Source organism: Campylobacter sp. CFSAN093227 (assembly GCF_012897855.1).
Classification (GTDB): Bacteria; Campylobacterota; Campylobacteria; order Campylobacterales; family Campylobacteraceae; genus Campylobacter_D; species Campylobacter_D jejuni.
In genome coordinates, this window is the sequence record NZ_CP040610.1 from 817,252 (window position 1) to 835,151 (window position 17,900).

A 17,900-nucleotide genomic window follows, 5' to 3' on the forward strand; every position below is an offset into this window, starting at 1 on the left:
TATTTTCTTAAAGATAAATTAAAAAGCTTTTTGCTAGAATTAAAGAAAAATTTTAGGAAACAGTGATGAAAAATACAGTCACTGAAGCTTCTATCTATGAGGCTCAAGGGTTAAAAGACGAAGCTTTAGAAATTTATAAAAATATCTTAAAAGAAGATCCGGATAATCAAAACGCTATCGATGCGGTTCGTCGTCTTAGTGGTTTTAGATCCAAGCATAAAGACTTAAACACTCAAATGTTGGATTTTTTTATTAATATGAAAAGCGATGAAGAAATTAATGAATTTAAAAGGTGGTTGATAAAAATATGAATTTGGAAGATTTAGCTAAAAAAACCATTAGCGAAGTTAGCTCTATCATGGAAGAGCAAAGAAGACAAAATGAAATTTTAAAAGAACAAGAATTAAATAGAAAAACTGAAATAAAAGATGAATTACCACCTATGGAGTTTGTATGCGAAGAGCTTGATACTCCGCAAGACTTAGAAGATAAAATTTCTATGGCAAAATTTGAAGAAGAGCAAAAAATACAAAATAATATTGAAATTTCTACTCAGGAAAATAAAGAGTTTAAAAAAGAAGAGCCTTTTTTACAAAGTGAAATTTTAAATCCTAGTGTTATGACAGAGGTTCAAACGCTTAATGAGGATATTTTTTTAAAACATCTTAGAGAGAGAATTTTAGTTCTTTTTGAAGGTTTAAATAGCATAAAAAAAGATGATCTTGAAAATAGGTTAAACTTGACCATAAATTTTTTAGAGTTTTTACTTGCAAATATCGAAGATAAGCTTAAAAAATAATCCCGATTTACAGTTTATTGCTGAGTTTTTAAAGCCTTATACCAAACGAGCGTATTTGGTTGGAGGTAGCGTTAGGGATTTGTTTTTAGGCTTAAAAATTTGTGACTATGATATAGAGCTTTATGATATAAAACCTAAAGATTTTGAAAAGATTATGCAAAAATTGGGCGCACAAGGCTTTGGAAAAAGTTTTTTTGTGTATAAGTTTAAAAATTATGATTTAGCTCTTGCTAGAACCGAAAATAAAATAAGCTATGGACATAAAGGTTTTGAAGTTCAAATTTGTAATGATGAAAAACTTGGCGCCAAAAGACGCGATTTTACCATAAATTCTATGATGATTAATCTTTTTAACGATGAGTTTTTAGATTTTTATGGAGGATTAAAAGATCTAGGAGCAGGCTTTTTAAGGCATATTAATAAACAAAGCTTTCAAGAGGATAGTTTAAGAGTATTAAGAGCAGTAGTATTTGCTTCAAGGTTTAACTTTAAGATAACTAGCGAAAGCTTGAAATTGATGCAAAGTATGGATATAACTGATCTTAGCAAAGATAGAATCAATGCGGAGCTTTATAAATTCTTTAAAAGTCCTAGACTTGATGTCGGCTATAGATATTTGCAAGAACTTGACTTAGAAAAACAGATTTTCGGCTTTGAGAGTATTTTTAAGAGTTTGGAATTTCAAAATTTGCTCAGACAAAGTAGAGAATTTGTAAAAAGCGATGCTTTATTCTTGTATTTGTATTTGAATTTTTTTAATTTAGAAAAAGATATATTTTTTAAAAGAACCAAACTTAAAAAAGAATACCTAAAATACGCAAATCAAGCTTTTTATCTTGATGATATAAGTGATTTTGAGCTAGTAAAAATTGCTTTTGAAATGCCTTTGAAGGAATGGCTTGGACTTTGGAGTAAAAAGCGTATTGAGCAAGCTAAAAGATTAGGGCTTTATGAGAATAAGTTTGAAAGTAAAATTTTAGCAAAAGATTTCATAAATGCTGGATTTTGTGGTAAAATTCTTGGTTTAAAGCTTCAAGAAGCAAGAGAGAATGAATTAAAAGAATATATAAAAGGTTTAGCTAAATGATTTCTGTATTAAAAATTTGCACCAAAGATCAAAAAGGTTTAATCTATAGAATTTCTGATGTTATTTTTAAATATCATATCAATATAGTAAAAAACGATGAATTTGTAGGCGAAGGAATGTTTTTTTTTCGTGCTCTTTTAGAAGGTGAGTTTGATAAAGAAGCTTTTATAGGAACGCTTGAGGCTATGCTTGGACAAGAAGCCTTGATAGAGCTTTGCGAGAAGAGAAAAAAAGATATTGTTGTTTTTGCTACTAAAGAAAGTCATTGTTTGGGAGATTTGCTAATAAAGCATTATAGTAACGAACTTGAAGCAAATATCAAAGCTGTGATTTCAAATCACAACTCTTTAAAGGATTTAGTTGAGAAATTTGAAATTCCTTATCATTTTATCAGCGCTGAAAATTTAGATCGTAAAGAGCAAGAAAATCAGATTTTAAAATGTCTTGAACAATATAAATTTGATTATTTGGTTTTAGCAAAATATATGCGAATTTTATCTCCTGATTTTGTTAGGCATTTTGAAGGCAAGATTATAAATATTCACCATTCTTTTTTACCTGCATTTATAGGAGCAAATCCTTATAAACAAGCCTTTGAAAGAGGGGTTAAAATAATTGGAGCTACGGCACATTTTGTAAATAATAATCTTGATGAAGGTCCTATTATCACTCAAGCTGTTTCGCCTGTAAACCATGAATTTACTTGGCAAGATATGCAGCAAGCAGGTAGAAATATAGAAAAAGATGTTCTTTCAAAAGCACTTGATTTGGCTTTTGAAGATAGAATTTTTATATATAATAATAAAACTATAATATTTTAATGTGATAATTTTATTATAGTTTTATTTAAAGCATTAAAAAAATAATCAATATCCTCTTTTTCATGCGTATAATGCAAGCTTATTCTTAACCAACCTGGTTTTGTTTTAAGTTTTTGATTATCTTTTAAGCCTAGCAAATCATGACCATAAGGCCCAGCACAAGCACATCCAGCGCGTGTTTCTATGTGGTATTTTTTACTAAGTTCGTAAGCGATATCAAAAGGAGAAATTCCTTTGATATTGAAAGCAAAAATAGGCAATCGGGTTTTTAAATTCTTTGCGTATAAAATTAAATTAGGTATAGTTTTTAGTTTTTCAAAAAAATAATCTTTTAAAATTTCTTCTTTTTTTTCTATATTTTTAACCCCTATAGAATCTTTGATTTTAAAAGCTAAGCTAGCGCGAATGAGTTGTAAAATTCCAGGTGTTCCTCCTTCTTCTAAAGCTTCTTCATTGCAAAGGTAGCATTGTGAAGTGCGAGAAACATAGCCCACAGTTCCACCTGCTGCAAAGCTAGGCTTGTTTCCGCAAAGATCTTTTTTGATGGCTAAAAGTCCAGAACCACCAATACCACCGATTAATTTATGAGAACTTATAAACAACGCATCATAGTATTGACAAGATATGTTTTTATAGGGAATGAAACTAGATGCATCAAAAGCAACTATCCCTTTAAATTTACGAACCATTTCAGAAATGCGTTTATAATCACTTAATATCCCAGTAACATTTGAAGCTAAAGAAAAGCTAGCGATTATTTTTCTTTTTTTGTTTTTTTGTAAAGTTTTTTCTAGAAAATCAAAATCAATTTCTCCATTTTTATCCAAGGGAATTCTAATACATTCACACAAGCCTTCTCGAAATGAAAGTTCATTAGAATGATGCTCATAAGGCCCTACGATAACTAAAGGTAAGGTATTTTTATCAATTTGCGTAAAATATCTTTCTTTTACAAGAGGAGGAATGTAAATGCCGATCAATTCTTGAAATTTTTTAATAGCACTACTTGATCCTGTTCCGCAAGCTATAAGGGCAAAATTTTCATCTAATGATAAACTTTTTTTTATATCTTTTCTTGCTTGTTCGTAAATTTGTTGAGTTTTAAAAGAATTCAAAGAGCTATCAGAATGTGTGTTTGCATAGGTTGGGAGAATTTTTGAAATTTCTTTTTCTACACATTTTAGAGCTAAAGCACTTGCTGTGAAGTCAAAATGCAAAATACCTTTTTTTAAGATCAATTCTTTTTTTAAATCTGAAATTTGCAAATACAATCCTTATAAAAATTTGCTAAAATTATACTATAAAAATGCTTTATAAAAGGAAAAATATAAAATTTAAGAACTTTGTAGATTTGCATAAGAATTTGTCTTTAAGTAAGCTTTTTGATTTTTATAGTGCGTTTGAAGGTTTTGAAAAATTAAACATTTTAAATTTTGAAGACGATGTGTTTACAAATATAGAGCGAATTTTGCTTGATGATTATCTAAAAATTAAAAGTTATTTCGCCTTGGATGAAACAAGTTCTTACGCTCTTACTTTACTAGCTAAAAACAATCGCAAGCGTTTTTCTATCAATAGAAAAATTCAGCATTTTAAAGCTTTATCTACACTTAAATATCTTTTAGAAACAGGTATAATAAAACTTGAGTATAGTAAGGAAGCTAAAAAAATAAAAGATAAAAGACAAAAAATCAAAAAAGAACTAAGATCTTATGTTGTCCAAGATAAGATTATATTTAGCAACCAATTTACTCGTTTCTTTTTTTATTTTTTAAAGCCCAATGAAAAGCTTATTTTGCAAAATCGTTATAAAGAAGTTTTAGAATGCATTAAAGAAAAATTTGAACTTTATCAAAGTTTTTGTTTTGAACAGCTTTCTAGAGAATTGCTTGAGAAAAAATTCAATATCAATGGAGTGCAAAGTTACTGGGATAAGAATTTAGAACTTGATCTTTATTATCGAGATGAAAATTTGTGTTTTGTCGGAGAAGTTAAATTTAAAAATAAAAAAATTTGTAAAAATATTTTAAATCTTTTAAAATCAAAAGCAAAGTCTTTAAATTTGGCTCCAAATTATTACATTATAATCTCAAAAAATGGTTTTAGCAAGGAATTTGATAAAATATGCGAACAGAATTTGCTTTTACTTGATTTGAATGATTTTAAGATTTTATTAGAGGAATGATAAATGAATGAAAGTATTTTAAAAAGTTTAGACTCAAATGAAAAAGAAACCCTACAAAAAGGCTTAGAAAGTCTTATAGAACAAACTTATGTAATAGAAAATGAATACAAAACTTTAAATGAAAACTATAACTCCTTACGCGCAATGGTTGATGAGATTATAGAGGTGTTGCCTAGTGCGCTTTGGATTTTAGATAAAGAAAAAAATATTATTTTACAAAATCAAGAAGCCTTGAAAAATCCAAAATTACTTAGTATCATTAGTCTTGATAAAATTCGCGATGAGCTTGAATTTGAAGGTAGGTTTTATGCGGTAAAAATCATAGCACATAATGAAAAAACTATAGTTTCAGCTACAGATATTAGCGATGAAAAACGCAATGAAAGGCTTGCAAGCATGGGTAGTGTAGCGGCTCATTTGGCACATGAGATAAGAAATCCTATTGGATCTATATCTTTGCTTGCTTCAACCCTTTTTGCTCGTAGTGAGCTTAAAAATAAGCATATAGTTCTTGAAATCCAAAAGGCTATTGCTAGAGTGGAGCGTATTGTAAATTCAACTCTACTTTTTACTAAGGGTGTACACATCAATGCTTTAAATTTTAATCTTTTAGAGTTAAAAGAAGAGTGTGAAAGTGCCATTAACTCTTATAATTTCACTTCTCAAATAGACTTTGAAATATCTTTTTTGGATAAGCAGATTTGTGCTGATAAAGCTCTTCTTGGTTTGGTTTTGCAAAATTTGATTTATAATGCTATTGATGCGATAGAAGAAAGCGAATGTGAAAAGCCTATGATTAAAATTTTAGCAAGTTGTGATAATGAAAAAATATGTATCAGAGTGTATGATAATGGTTGTGAAATAAAAGATGAGAAATTGGTTTTTGAAGCTTTTAAAACAACAAAACTTAAAGGCAATGGGCTTGGCTTGTCTCTTTCTAAAGAAATCATAAACGCTCATAAGGGAGAGTTAAGTTTTCAAAGTGATCCTAAGAATTTTTATTTTACCTTACCTTTGGTGTGATAAATATTTTCTTTTCACCCCAAAATGGAACACATTTTGCTTATATTTCTTTGAGTTTGGATTGAAGGCAAAAGAATTTAAATCAAGGAATTAATATGAGTATCTTTAGTATCAATGATAACTCAAGCTATAGTTCTATACTTTCACAAGCAAAATCTAGTAAAGAAAGTAAAGAGAATTCTAAAATAAGTTTTGCTAATGCTTTTTTAAAACAAAATGCTAGTAAATTAAATGAAATTCAAAGTGCTAATTCACAAACTTTAATAAAAAGTGAAGTTTTAAATAGTAGCTCAAATTCCACTCTTGACACAAACTATGGCTTATTTAGCGAATTTCAAAATACCGTTCATACTCTAAAATATAAACAGGCGGATTTAAGCAACTCTACTAAAATGGCTTATGGTTACAGCGTAGATAAAAATGGCTATATGGGAAGTGATTTTAACAAAGCTGCAGGATTACCTGAAGATTTTAAAATACATAAATCTACTTTAGATGAGATATATAATTTTAATGAAGCACAATATCAAGACATAAAAGAACAACTAGGAATTTCTCGTTATTTTACCAATATCGATATGGCTGATACCATAAAACAATACTATAATCAATTCAATCAAATTGTTAATCATACTTTTAATGATACCAATAAAACAAGTTTCACTGAAGCAGATATAAATTCTATGCCTAAAGGTTATATTTTTGTTGGCTATAAAGGTTTAGATTTTTCAGTTCAATCTAATCCTTATAATACATTGGGACTAGTTAATCATTCTAATGCAAAAGTAACTAATGTTTTTAAAACAGATGATGAATTTCATGAAGCTCAAGCAATACAAATGGGAATGATGGGTATTGATTTTTATCCACAAAAATTAAATATATCAACTCAAAGTTTATCACAAGGAGCTTTAATGGAAGGTGGATTTAATCCCGATATGTCAGTTTTTCCGCAAAATGAAGATGGAAGCTATTCTAAAGAAGCTTTGTTTATGAGTTTTTTAAAATCAGAAGGTGGTTATATGGTTGCAGGAAAAAATACAACTATTGCACCGCAAGCAATGAGTTATAATCTCAATGTTGCTAAACAAAGTATTCCAAAATACTCTAATGTAGATTTCGACGACATTATGACAGGCAAAGTTGATTTTGCAAGTTTGTTAAAAGGTTATGCACAAGATGGCTGGCTTGATGCAGATATATATGCAATGGAAAAAGGAGTTGCTTGGCAAAATATAAGCATAGGTTATGGTGGACCTTTGTTTGATAATCAGTTTAATCAAGCAAAAGCTAATGGTTGGAAAGCAAGCAGTGAAAGTATCAATTCTTATGTTGGATCTATAATGGATAGACTTAATAATCTTATAGGGCAGACTAGGGTTTAGGAAGTATTTGCACGAAGTCAAATTAAAAATGATGACATTTGCAAATACTTATGCAAATCACATAAAGCTAGGTGCATCGTTTGAAAAGAGTATCAAATCTCCATGTTTTGTTTCTTTAGCTAGAGTTTGAACTAGCTGACTCTTTTCTTTAAGTATAATGGTTTTTATTTTTAACTCTTTTTTGAAAATTTCAGCATTGATTTGTGCACTAATGATAGCAAGATCAAAACACTCATTGATGATTTTAGCAAGTTTTATATTTTCTTCTTCGCTTACTTCTACTATACCAGGACTTACTAAAACTTTGCGTCCTTTATAGCTTTTACAAAGTTTATAGCTTGTGCTCATACCTTTAAAATTTCCATTAAAACCATCATCTATGATAAATTTAGGCTCTCTTGAAAGCACTTGCAAGCGATGTTCTACGGAATTTATATTTAAAACTTGCTTTTGAATTTTTTCTAGTTTTATGCCAAGATAATGAGCACAAAGTATACAAACACAAAGATTTTGCGCATTAAAATCCCCTAAAATTTGACTTTTAAAATCATAGGATTTATTTTCTATATCGACTTTAAATTCTAAACCTTCAAGACTTGAATGAATAAGACTTAATTTCTCATCATAAAGGCTGATGAGTTTATCTTCTTCTTTTTGGGTGCTAGAGTGTAAAAAAGCCTTTTCTAGTCTTTTGGAATTTAAGGCTTCAAGTTTGGTTGAGCGGATATTTTCAACACTTTTAAAATACTCTAAATGTGCATTGCCTATCTCTCCTACTATGCTGATGTGAGGTTGTAAAAAACGAGTGATTTCATCAATATCGCCTTTAAGTCTAGCACCTGCTTCAGCTATGTAAATTTGAGTATCTTGGCTTAAATTGTTATTGATATCAGCAACTATACCTAGCAAGGTATTGACAGATCGTGGTGTTTTGTAGCTTTTAAAGTCATCTTTTAAAAGTTCGTATAAAAAATTTTTAATACTTGTTTTTCCAAAACTTGCGGTAATGAGTATGATTTTTAAATTTTCATTGGCTCTTAGTTTGGCTTTGGCTTGTTTTTTATAATATAAATTTGTAAAAAACTCATAAATTTTAAGACTCAATAAAGCAAAAGGAAGGCTAAAAAGATTAAAAAGAAAAGAAAAACGCAAAGCAAGGATAGCAAAAATAGCATTATAAACAAAAACAAAAACAAAAAACCATTTAACCTTACTTGTAAAAACAAGCTTTTTATCTATGCCTTTATTCCAAAAATACAAAATCGGAGTATGGATCAATGCAAAATATGCCAAAGAGTATAAAGGAAAAGCTAAGAATAAAAAATAAGGGATAAATAAAAAATACAAATGCCATAAAGGTTTATGATAATGAAAAAACACGCGTTTAAATTTATAAGAATACCATTGTAAAGCACTCATAAGATAAAAAGCTATACAAAAATTAAAAAATAAAGAATTGATAAAATAAAGAGTATTGATAAGCATTTAAATTTCCTTAATTTTTTGAGCTATGAAAGCAGAATATTTTAAAAAGAAAAAATGATCCCCCTCTAAAGGATAAAAAGTGCTATTTTTTAAAAGTTGATGCATTTTCTCGCCACAATATAAAGGCGTGGCTTCATCGCTTTTTCCCCAAAAAACCAAGCTTTTAGCCTTTTGCTTGGCAAAAATTTCACCAAAATCCTCATCAACAACATTTTTAAAGGTTTCATACATCATAGGGCTAAGATTTGCTCCATCTTTACTAGCAAAATAGCGATAAAATTTTCCCAAACCAAAGAGTTTTAAAATTTTAAAAATACGGATTTTAAAACGCACTTTTAGGGATTTTTTAGCTAAAATTCCTGCACTTGAAAGTAAGATTAGGGTGTCTTTTTCTTTTGCGAGTAGGGTGCTTACTTTTCCACCAAAAGAATGCCCCATGAAAAAACAGACATTGAGTTTTTTTTGTTTTAAAAAAAGTTCTGTGATATTGGCATAATCTTGAGTGTTTAAAATTTCTTCCACACTTGAATTTCCAAAACCCGCCAAATCCATATAAATTTGACAAAAGTCTTTCAAAAAAGGATAAAAACTTTGCTTCATAAGTTCTTTATTGGCTCCCCAGCCGTGTAAGATAAGTATTTGCGGTAAGGAAAGATCGCCTAAAATTTCATAAGAAATTTGATAAGTTTTGTTTTTATAAGAAAGTTGAGTTTGAGCCATTTTAAGCCTTTTGATTTTTGTAGATATTTTCTAAAAGTTGCATGGCGTTTTGTAAGCGTTCAAATTCTTTCATATTAAGCATTACAGCTTCAAATTTGTTATTTTTTAAAATAACTATTTTTCCACTTTCACTTTTTTTAAGTTTTTCCATAATGGGGCTAAAATTTCTTACCACCTCAGTGGCAGTGTAAATTTCATCTTGTTTAAAAGAGAGCATTTTTCTTCCTAAAATACGCTAAATTTTATGTATAATTTAGCGTATTTTGACTTAAAAGCTTATAATTTTCCTTTTTGTCCGTTGATAGAGTGAAGGAAGTTGTAGTTGATTTTTATCATTTTTTCAAGTGAAATTTGATCAGCTAAAGCGTTTAAAGTGGTATTAAAATCTTTAAAAAGATAATTAGCCAAAGAACCAGGATTTGGGTTGATTTCATTTAAATATACTTCATTATCCAGTATAAAAAAATCGCAGCGTATTAAAGCACCTTTAAACAAAGGATTGTAAATCTTTTTAAAGCTATCTTTGAGTTTTTCTTTTAATTCTTCGCTTAAATCTGCTTCTATAAGCTCATTGTGTCCTGAAAAACTAAGATATTTTTGTTCAAAGTCTAAAAATTCTTTTTTCTTTGGCTCTTCTATGATAGAAAAAACAAACTCATCATTGATCATGCACCCTGCAAGATTGTATTCTTTGATATTGTTTTTAAATTCTTCCACTACAAGATCATTATCAAATTCAAAACCTACATCTTTGGCATATTCTAAATCTTTTTCATCTTTTACTATGCTAATGCCTATACTACTTCCAAGTCTTGCAGGTTTGATAATGCAAGGAAAATTAAGCTTTTCTTTAGAGTTTTGATTTTTTCTTAGCATGGTATAATCAAGTGTTTTTACTCCAACGCTTTTGGCATAAAGTTTGGTAAGTTCTTTGTTGAAAGATAATACACTAGCTTCAAGCCTAGGTCCTATAAATTTAATAGAATAAAACTCAAATAAAGCCGCAATTTTTCCATCTTCTCCATCTCTACCATGGATAAGATTGATCACGCATTCGCACTCTAGTTTATTTTCTTTTAAAAAGCCTTTGCTAAAAAAACCTCCTTGTTTGATGAAAAGTTCTTTTTCTTTTTTATAAGCTTTGGTACTAAAAGTTTTAGAATTCATTTTTTCACTTGGGATATGATAAAATCTTCTTTCTTCATCACAAAAAATAAATTCTAAATTTTGATTAATAACTTTTTTAAGTACTACAGCACTTACTATACTGATCTCATGTTCATAAGAATTTCCGCCAAAAAGTATTGCAAATTTCATTTTATTCCTTTATCCTAGTTTTTTGAGAGCTTCTTTGATGAGTTCGCTTGTGCCTGTTGCTTGAGCACTTGCTAAAACACTTATGATTTTTTCTTGTTTAAAGCCTAGAGTAAGAAGTGCGGCTAAGGCTTCGCTTTTATCATCGCTTACATTTTCAAGTTTGGTTTTTGTGTCAGAAAGTTCTACTATAATGCGTTTTGCACTTTTTGGACCTATGCCAGGTACTTTTTTAAGCACGCTTTCATCGCCCAAACTTAACGCTTTGTAAAAAGAATTTACATCAAGACTAGAGCATACCGCCATAGCAGTATTTGCACCCACTCCATTGACTTTTAAAAGCATTTCAAACATTTTTTGTTCATCTTTATCCAAAAAGCCATAAAATTTATTAGAATCTTCTTTGATGATTTGAGTGATAAAAAACTCATGCTTTTCTTGAGTTTGAATTTTAGCAGAACAAAAAAGCGAAATAAATATCCCATAGCTTAAACCACTAGTGCATTTAACAATGATAAAAGTAGGTTCTTTTTTTGTGATTATTCCTTCGATGCCGACAACCATGCTATATCCTTTTCTTCATAATCTAATTTTTTATGTATTTCTATACTTTCTTGGTTGTTTTGTATGACTTTTTTAATGCCTATAAATTTAGCACTTTCATTAACAAATGAAGAGTAAAAAATATCTTCTTTAGGCTCTAGAAGTGAAAATTTGATTTCATTCATATCAGTCCATTTGCCGCTTTTATTTATAAAAGTTGCTTCAAAAAGCATTTTTTGCAAATTGATTAATTCTAATTGTAAAGATTTTTTGCGTTCAAGAAGTTCTTTTTCTTCATTTTGTAGTTTATTTAATTCAAGATTTTGTAAAGAGAAATCTTTTAGGGCTTTTTCGTATTGTACAGGAACATTTTGACCTTGATTTTTAAGTTCTGTTATCTTTTTTTCAACGCTTAAAATTCCATTTTTGCTTGATAAAATGTATTGTCTTATTTTATTTATTTTATGATTTAACTTAGAAATTTGCTCTCCTAAAATCGCAAATTCTTCATCATAATTTTTATCAAGAGTTTTAATTTTAGCATGAAATTTATTGTTATCCCCGTTAATGCGTTCTATTGTGGTGTTTTCAAAAAACACACAAGAATTATTACTTTCTAAATTTTCTATATAGATTTTATCAGCTTGTATATTTCCGCCTAAACTTTTTTTAATTCTCACTTCTTTGGCTTTGATTGTTCCACCTTCGAGCAAATCTATATTTAAAATTTCGGCTTCTGCAAATCCTCTATGAGTTTTTATATAGGCTTGTTTGGCTTGAATTTTGGCTTTAGAGTGTGTAGTGCCTTCAATTTTCATTTTGGTGGCATTAAGTTGAGTGTTGCTTCCTACGCTTCCGACTACATTTAATTCTTCACATTCTATCCCAACGCCAGAATTTACAGCATCTTTTACTTCTGAAAGAAATTTTATATTGATTTTGACATTTTTGTCTAGTCCAGCTCTTATAATCCCTATATTTTTAAAATCTACCCCATTAAAATCTAGTTCATTTGCAATATCAAATTTTTCACCATCTTGTACTACATAACCTTTTTTTAAGGCTATATATTCTGTGTATCCATCTTGCTCTACTTGTTTAAAAGCTGAAGAACAAGAAAATTTAACTTTATTTTCATTTGCGGCTAAAACTTTTAAGGTGTGCAAATTTAAGTCTTTTCCTTCTTTACCTTGTTTAAATTTGGCGTGTTTTAAAACAACTTCATTTTCATCAACAACAATAATACCTGAGCGTTTTTCATCGATAGTGTAGTTTTTGGTTTTTTCTTTATAAGTCAAGATCAGGGACTCATCTTGACTTTCTATAGGATCAATACCTTGTGCAACGGTGATTTGTATAGTTTTATTTAAAGGGGTGTTTTTATGTTGGTTGCAAAAAGACATTAAATTTTTCTTAAAATCAAAAATGCGGATACCTATTAAAAATTTAAGTTTCAACATCTTTTTATAAATATTTTGCAAAAGTTCTAGTGCTAGTTTTTCATGAAAGTCTAAATTTGTAAAATCAATTTGAGCAACTATTTTGGTTAAATTTTTATTTGCAACTAGTTTGACTGCTTGAGATGCTTTGCTTTGGTTTATACCGTGGAAAATTTCTATTTTGTATTCTTGCTTGATTTGAAGATCATTTTTTAAAAAAATTTCATCTTTATCAAAAAGAATTAATTCTTTTTCAGAGATTTTTTCCCATTCTAAATCTCCAAAACGATATTGTGTAGAAAATGCCAATAAACTAAAATCAAGCTCATTTAAGCTAAGGTTTGTTCGTGAAGCTACGCTTAAAAGCTCTCGAGCTGGATTTTCTGTATAGGCAATAATTTTTTCATCCAAAGCCAAAACTTTCCCCTTGTAAAAAATTAAGAATGTAATTATAGTCAATTTTTAATCAATTTTAGTTAAAATAGTTCTCTTTATATTTTGAAGTTTATGAAAAAATTTAATGAAGAGTTTAGTATTTAAAAATTTTATTATCAATGCTTTAGGAATTTTATTTTCAAGAATTTTAGGGCTTGCTAGAGATGTTTTAATAGCGCTTTTTTTAGGAGCAGGGCTTTATAGTGATATTTTTTTTGTGGCTTTAAAAATGCCTGCTTTTTTTAGAAGAATTTTTGCAGAAGGGGCTTTTGGACAAAGTTTTTTGCCTAATTTTGTAAAAGCGAAAAAAAAAGGAGCTTTTTGTGTTAGTGTAATGATGCAATTTAGCCTTATAGTTTTTTTATTTTGTCTTTTGGTAAGTTTTTTCTCCTCTTTTTTTACTAAGCTTTTTGCTTTTGGGTTTAACGCAGATACTATAGCTTTAGCGGCTCCTTTGGTGGCGATTAATTTTTGGTATTTGTTTTTTATTTTTTTAGTTACTTTTTTAGGAGCTATTTTAAATTATAGACAAAAATTTTTCATTACCTCTTTTTCTGCGGCATTATTTAACTTAAGTATTGTTATAGCTGCTTTTTTTGTGGATAAAAATGCACCGCAAAATACACTTTATTATTTTTCTTATGCAACGGTTTTAAGTGGGGTGGCACAGCTTATTTTACATTTGCTTGTTTTAAAAAACAATCCTGTAATCCGTGCTATGGCTTTAAGTATAAAATTTAAAAAAGCCAAGGCGAAATTACAAGGTTTTTATGGCAATTTTTTTCATGGAGTTTTAGGTTCTTCTGCGACTCAATTTAGCTCATTGCTTGATACAACTATAGCTAGTTTTTTAATGAGCGGGAGTATTTCTTATCTTTATTATGCAAATCGTGTCTTCCAACTCCCCCTGGCACTTTTTGCTATTGCTTTAACTCAAGTTTCTTTTCCAAAAATTTTAAAACATTTAAAAAGTGATCAAGAAAATTTAGCCTTAAAATTTATGCAAAGAGCATTAGCACTTTTAAGCATTTTGCTTATTGCTTCTAGTATTGTAGGTTCTGTGTTTGCTTTGGAAATTTCAAAGCTTTTATTTGAAAGAGGAAATTTCACTCACGAAGATAGTGTGATTACGGCTTATGTTTTGATTGCTTATCTTATAGGGCTTTTACCTTTTGGTTTGCAAAAGCTTTTTTCTTTGTGGCTTTATGCAAAATTTAAACAAAAAACAGCAGCTTGGATCGCGGTAAAATCTTTAATTATCAGTGCTTTATGTTCTATGGCTTTTATATTTTTGATTAAAGATGAAAGTTTAAAGGTTATTGCAGTGGCACTTTCAAGCTCTATTAGTGCTTTTTATTTGCTTGGAGCTAATATCAAAGAATTTGGTTTTAAGAAATTTTTTGCTTTAATATCTATTAAAATTTGCTTATTGGTTATAGTTGCTTTGATTGTTTTTACGATCTTACTTATTTTGATTAAACCTTATATTTTAAGTTTTTTTATAGGAATTTTTACAAGTTTTAAAGGAGTTTTTTAATGAGATTATTAGATAGTGTAACAAAAGAGAAAATAAAACTTGATAAAAAAGATATTAGTATTTACTTATGCGGGCCTACGGTTTATGATGATGCACATTTAGGACATGCAAGAAGTAGTGTTTGTTTTGATCTTTTGCGTAGAGTTTTACTTGTTCAGGGCAATAGGGTAAAATTTGCTAGAAATTATACAGATATTGATGATAAGATTTTGAAAAAAATGACACAAAGTGGTCAAACTTTAGAGGAAATTACGGAATTTTATATCAAAAGTTATGAAGAGGATATGAGGGCTTTAAATGTATTAGATCCTGATTTTAAGCCTCGTGCAACGCATTATATAACAGCTATGCTTGATTTGATTAAAAAGCTTGCTAAGGATGGGTTTGTTTATACTCTAGAAGATGGAATTTATTTTGATACAAGTAAAGATGAAAAATATTTAAGCCTATCAAATCGCAATTTAGAAGAAAATATTTCTCGTCTAAGTAATGAAGTGCAAAAAAGAAATGAAAGCGATTTTGTGCTTTGGAAATTTGATGAAAATTTTTACGAAAGTGAATTTGGCAAAGGGCGTCCAGGTTGGCATACTGAATGTGTTGCTATGATTGATTCTATTTTTGAAAATACTCTTGATATACATGCTGGAGGGATAGATTTGCTTTTTCCTCATCATGAAAATGAAGCTGCGCAATGTCGTTGTGGATGTAAGAGAAAATTAGCAAATATTTGGCTTCACAATGGTTTTGTAAAAATCGATGGCGAAAAAATGAGTAAAAGTTTAAATAATAGTTTTTTTATAAAAGATGCTTTAAAAGAATTTATGGGCGAAGCTTTAAGATTTTATCTTTTGAGTTCTCATTATAGATCTCATTTTAATTATTCTTTATCGGATTTAGAAAATGCTAAAAAACGTTTAGATAAATTTTATCGCCTTAAAAAAAGATTGGATTTAGGTGAAATTTCTGATTTTGATGTTTTAAATGATATTGAAATAAAAAGCGAAATTGCTAAGCAAATTTTAGAGATTTTAAATGATGATTTAAATGTTTCTAAAGCCTTGGCTCTTTTGGATGATTTTATCAGTAGTGCAAATTTAGAGTTGGATAAAGAAAGCAAAAATAAAATTTTAAAACAAAATATCAAAGAAGCTTTAAGTGAGCTAGCTAAAATTTTTGGCTTTGGTTTTATGGATACAACTTTATATTTTCAATGGGGTGTAAGCAAAGAAGAACGAGAAGAGATTGAAAAGTTAATTTTAGAAAGAACTGAGGCTAAGAAAAACAAAGATTTTAACACAGCTGATGCAATAAGAGAGCAATTAAATAGTAAAAAAATCACTCTTTTAGATACTCCAAATGGAACAATTTGGGAGAAAATAAATGCATAATGAGATGAATTTAAAAGAGGTTTTAATACGCTTTAAGCCCTTTTATAAAAGATATTGGAAGCAATTTGCTATAGCTATTTTTGGTATGATTTTAGCAAGCGGAGGAACTGCTGGAAGTTTTTATGCTTTAGAGCCTATTTTAAATTATATTTTCGTTGAAAAAAATGAAGCTTTACTTTATACAGTGCCTTTTTTGCTAGTATTGATGTATTTTTTTAAAAATCTTGGAACTTATTTACAAAGTTTTTATGTTTCTTTTATAGGAACAGATATGTTAAGAGTATTGCGTGCTAGGGTTTTAAAAAATGTTTTACGCTTGGATATGGATTTTTTTAAACGCTATAGAAGCGGAGAGCTTGTAAGTCGTTGTACTAATGATATTAATGCGCTTCAAAGCATAGTATCAAACATTATTCCTGATTTTTTTAGAGAGCTTTTAACTGCTATAGGACTGCTTGCGGTAGTCTTGTATCAAAGTCCTACTTTGGCTTTTTTTGCTTTAGTGATTTTGCCTTTAGCTATTTTTCCTTTGGTATGGTTTGCTAAAAAACTTAAAAAATATGCAAGAAATATACAAGAAACAAATTCGGATTTACTTTCTTATTTGGGTGAAATTTTTTCAAATATTGAATTGATCAAAGCTAATGATAATGAAAAAAAAGAAAGTGATAAATTTGCTAAGCATAATGATACTTTATGTAAATTAAACCTAAAATCCGCACGTATTGATGCACTTACAAGTCCTTTAATGGATATGATGGGTTCTGTTGGGGTTGCTGTGGTGATTATTGTAGGAGGTAGAGAGGTTATCAATGGTTCTATGAGTGTGGGAAGTTTTATCAGTTTTGTTTCAGCACTTTTTGCGATATATACTCCTTTAAAGCGTCTTTCGTCTTTATATGGAAAACTTCAAGGTGCTGTTGCGGCAAGTGAAAGAACTTTTTATTTATTGGATTTAGAACCTCAAATTAAAGGTGGAAGCAAAGAATTAAAAAACATTGAAAAAATTAGCTTTGAAAATGTTGAATTTGCTTATGAAAACCCGCATAAAAGTGTTTTAAAAGGCGTAAATTTTGATTTTGTTAAAGGGCAAATGCTTGCTCTTGTAGGGACAAGTGGGGGTGGCAAATCTTCTATTATTAATCTTTTGATGTATTTTTATGAAAAGCAAAAAGGTAAAATTTTACTCAATCAAGAAGATATTAGCACTTTTACCATAGAAAGCTTACATGCTAAAATAGGACTTGTAACGCAAAATATTTATCTTTTTAATGATAGTTTTGCTGCAAATATTGCTTATAGCGAAGAGTTAGAAGAAGAAAAAGTCATCCAAGCTTTAAAATTGGCCAATGCTTGTGAATTTGTTAAAGAAATGGGCGGGATTTGGGCTGAAGTGAAAGAACATGGTAAAAACTTAAGTGGAGGACAAAAACAAAGAATAGCAATCGCTAGAGCTTTATATAAAAATCCTGATGTGCTTATTTTTGATGAAGCAACTTCAGCTTTGGATAATGAAAGTGAAAAAGCAATAGTTAAAACTATAGAAAATTTAAAACAAGATAGATTGATTTTAGTGGTTGCACATCGTTTAAGCACTATAGAAAATGCAGATAAAATAGTAGTATTGGATAAGGGCAAGGTATTGGCAATAGGTAAAGATGAAGAGCTTTTGCAAACTTGTTCTTTGTATCAAAAATTTAAAAGCAAAGAAAAAACAAAGCCTAGCTTTAGTTAATTTT

General features: G+C 29.2%; 17 protein-coding genes. 10 read left to right on the forward strand and 7 right to left on the reverse strand.

What is annotated here, in order from left to right:
- The first annotated feature begins 62 nt into the window (after positions 1 to 62).
- From FBF06_RS04425 to purU, 4 genes are read left to right on the forward strand one after another with little or no spacing between them, the layout of a single operon-like run.
- Positions 63 to 311, forward strand: coding sequence for a tetratricopeptide repeat protein (locus FBF06_RS04425; RefSeq protein ID WP_002859818.1), 249 nt, complete (start codon positions 63 to 65; stop codon positions 309 to 311).
- Positions 308 to 799 carry a hypothetical protein gene (locus tag FBF06_RS04430; RefSeq protein ID WP_002856776.1) on the forward strand — a complete coding sequence of 164 codons (492 nt, stop codon included), beginning with the start codon at positions 308 to 310 and terminating at the stop codon, positions 797 to 799. The genes FBF06_RS04425 and FBF06_RS04430 overlap by 4 nt, the downstream gene beginning before the upstream one ends.
- The gene (locus FBF06_RS04435) at positions 768 to 1,886 is read left to right on the forward strand and encodes a CCA tRNA nucleotidyltransferase (RefSeq protein ID WP_168977553.1); all 1,119 of its coding nucleotides are present in this window, start codon (positions 768 to 770) and stop codon (positions 1,884 to 1,886) included. The genes FBF06_RS04430 and FBF06_RS04435 overlap by 32 nt, the downstream gene beginning before the upstream one ends.
- Positions 1,883 to 2,707 (forward strand): formyltetrahydrofolate deformylase, encoded by an 825-nt coding sequence (gene purU / locus FBF06_RS04440; RefSeq protein WP_002859821.1) that lies wholly within the window; start codon positions 1,883 to 1,885, stop codon positions 2,705 to 2,707. The genes FBF06_RS04435 and purU overlap by 4 nt, the downstream gene beginning before the upstream one ends.
- On the opposite strand, the gene FBF06_RS04445 is transcribed toward purU, so the two are convergent.
- The gene (locus FBF06_RS04445; protein ID WP_079460386.1) at positions 2,704 to 3,978 is read right to left on the reverse strand and encodes an aminotransferase class V-fold PLP-dependent enzyme; all 1,275 of its coding nucleotides are present in this window, start codon (positions 3,976 to 3,978) and stop codon (positions 2,704 to 2,706) included. The genes purU and FBF06_RS04445 overlap by 4 nt on opposite strands.
- A gap of 35 nt (positions 3,979 to 4,013) precedes the next feature.
- Between FBF06_RS04445 and FBF06_RS04450 the strand changes: the two genes are divergently transcribed.
- The 3 genes from FBF06_RS04450 to FBF06_RS04460 all read left to right on the forward strand — a co-directional run bounded on the left by FBF06_RS04450 (position 4,014) and on the right by FBF06_RS04460 (position 7,300).
- Positions 4,014 to 4,892, forward strand: coding sequence for a DUF234 domain-containing protein (locus FBF06_RS04450; RefSeq protein WP_168977554.1), 879 nt, complete (start codon positions 4,014 to 4,016; stop codon positions 4,890 to 4,892).
- A gap of 3 nt (positions 4,893 to 4,895) precedes the next feature.
- A complete protein-coding gene (flgS, locus tag FBF06_RS04455) occupies positions 4,896 to 5,915 on the forward strand; it encodes a fla regulon two-component system sensor histidine kinase FlgS (RefSeq protein WP_002859823.1) in 1,020 nt (339 codons plus the stop codon).
- Positions 5,916 to 6,010: 95 nt separating this feature from the next.
- Complete coding sequence (locus FBF06_RS04460; protein ID WP_168977555.1) at positions 6,011 to 7,300, forward strand: hypothetical protein; 1,290 nt, start codon at positions 6,011 to 6,013, stop codon at positions 7,298 to 7,300.
- A gap of 57 nt (positions 7,301 to 7,357) precedes the next feature.
- Here FBF06_RS04460 and murF read toward each other — a convergent pair whose 3' ends face one another.
- Genes murF through FBF06_RS04490 form a run of 6 tightly spaced genes read right to left on the reverse strand, consistent with a single transcriptional unit; the run spans position 7,358 to position 13,218 of the window.
- Positions 7,358 to 8,785: a UDP-N-acetylmuramoyl-tripeptide--D-alanyl-D-alanine ligase gene (gene murF, locus FBF06_RS04465; protein ID WP_002902803.1), complete on the reverse strand. Its 1,428-nt coding sequence runs from the start codon at positions 8,783 to 8,785 to the stop codon at positions 7,358 to 7,360.
- Positions 8,786 to 9,505: an alpha/beta hydrolase gene (locus tag FBF06_RS04470; RefSeq protein WP_052796026.1), complete on the reverse strand. Its 720-nt coding sequence runs from the start codon at positions 9,503 to 9,505 to the stop codon at positions 8,786 to 8,788. It abuts the gene before it with no gap.
- 1 nt (position 9,506) lies between these two features.
- Positions 9,507 to 9,722 (reverse strand): type II toxin-antitoxin system Phd/YefM family antitoxin, encoded by a 216-nt coding sequence (locus FBF06_RS04475; RefSeq protein WP_002934936.1) that lies wholly within the window; start codon positions 9,720 to 9,722, stop codon positions 9,507 to 9,509.
- A gap of 59 nt (positions 9,723 to 9,781) precedes the next feature.
- Complete coding sequence (locus tag FBF06_RS04480) at positions 9,782 to 10,822, reverse strand: D-alanine--D-alanine ligase (protein WP_044261701.1); 1,041 nt, start codon at positions 10,820 to 10,822, stop codon at positions 9,782 to 9,784.
- Positions 10,823 to 10,831: 9 nt separating this feature from the next.
- Positions 10,832 to 11,383, reverse strand: a complete 552-nt coding sequence (gene ruvA / locus FBF06_RS04485) for a Holliday junction branch migration protein RuvA (protein ID WP_002859828.1) — start codon at positions 11,381 to 11,383, stop codon at positions 10,832 to 10,834.
- Entirely contained in the window at positions 11,359 to 13,218 is a 1,860-nt protein-coding gene (locus FBF06_RS04490) for a flagellar assembly protein A (protein WP_032580974.1), read from the reverse strand. Before FBF06_RS04490 ends, ruvA begins: the two co-directional genes overlap by 25 nt.
- Before the next feature lie 103 nt (positions 13,219 to 13,321).
- Here FBF06_RS04490 and murJ point away from each other — a divergent pair, with 103 nt between their 5' ends.
- The 3 genes from murJ to FBF06_RS04505 are packed head-to-tail and all read left to right on the forward strand — an operon-like array spanning position 13,322 to position 17,896.
- A complete protein-coding gene (gene murJ, locus FBF06_RS04495) occupies positions 13,322 to 14,773 on the forward strand; it encodes a murein biosynthesis integral membrane protein MurJ (RefSeq protein ID WP_002872969.1) in 1,452 nt (483 codons plus the stop codon).
- On the forward strand, positions 14,773 to 16,161 hold the full coding sequence (gene cysS, locus FBF06_RS04500) for a cysteine--tRNA ligase (RefSeq protein WP_052796025.1): 1,389 nt from the start codon (positions 14,773 to 14,775) through the stop codon (positions 16,159 to 16,161). The genes murJ and cysS overlap by 1 nt, the downstream gene beginning before the upstream one ends.
- A complete protein-coding gene (locus FBF06_RS04505) occupies positions 16,154 to 17,896 on the forward strand; it encodes an ABC transporter ATP-binding protein (protein WP_052775728.1) in 1,743 nt (580 codons plus the stop codon). The genes cysS and FBF06_RS04505 overlap by 8 nt, the downstream gene beginning before the upstream one ends.
- Positions 17,897 to 17,900 lie beyond the last annotated feature (4 nt).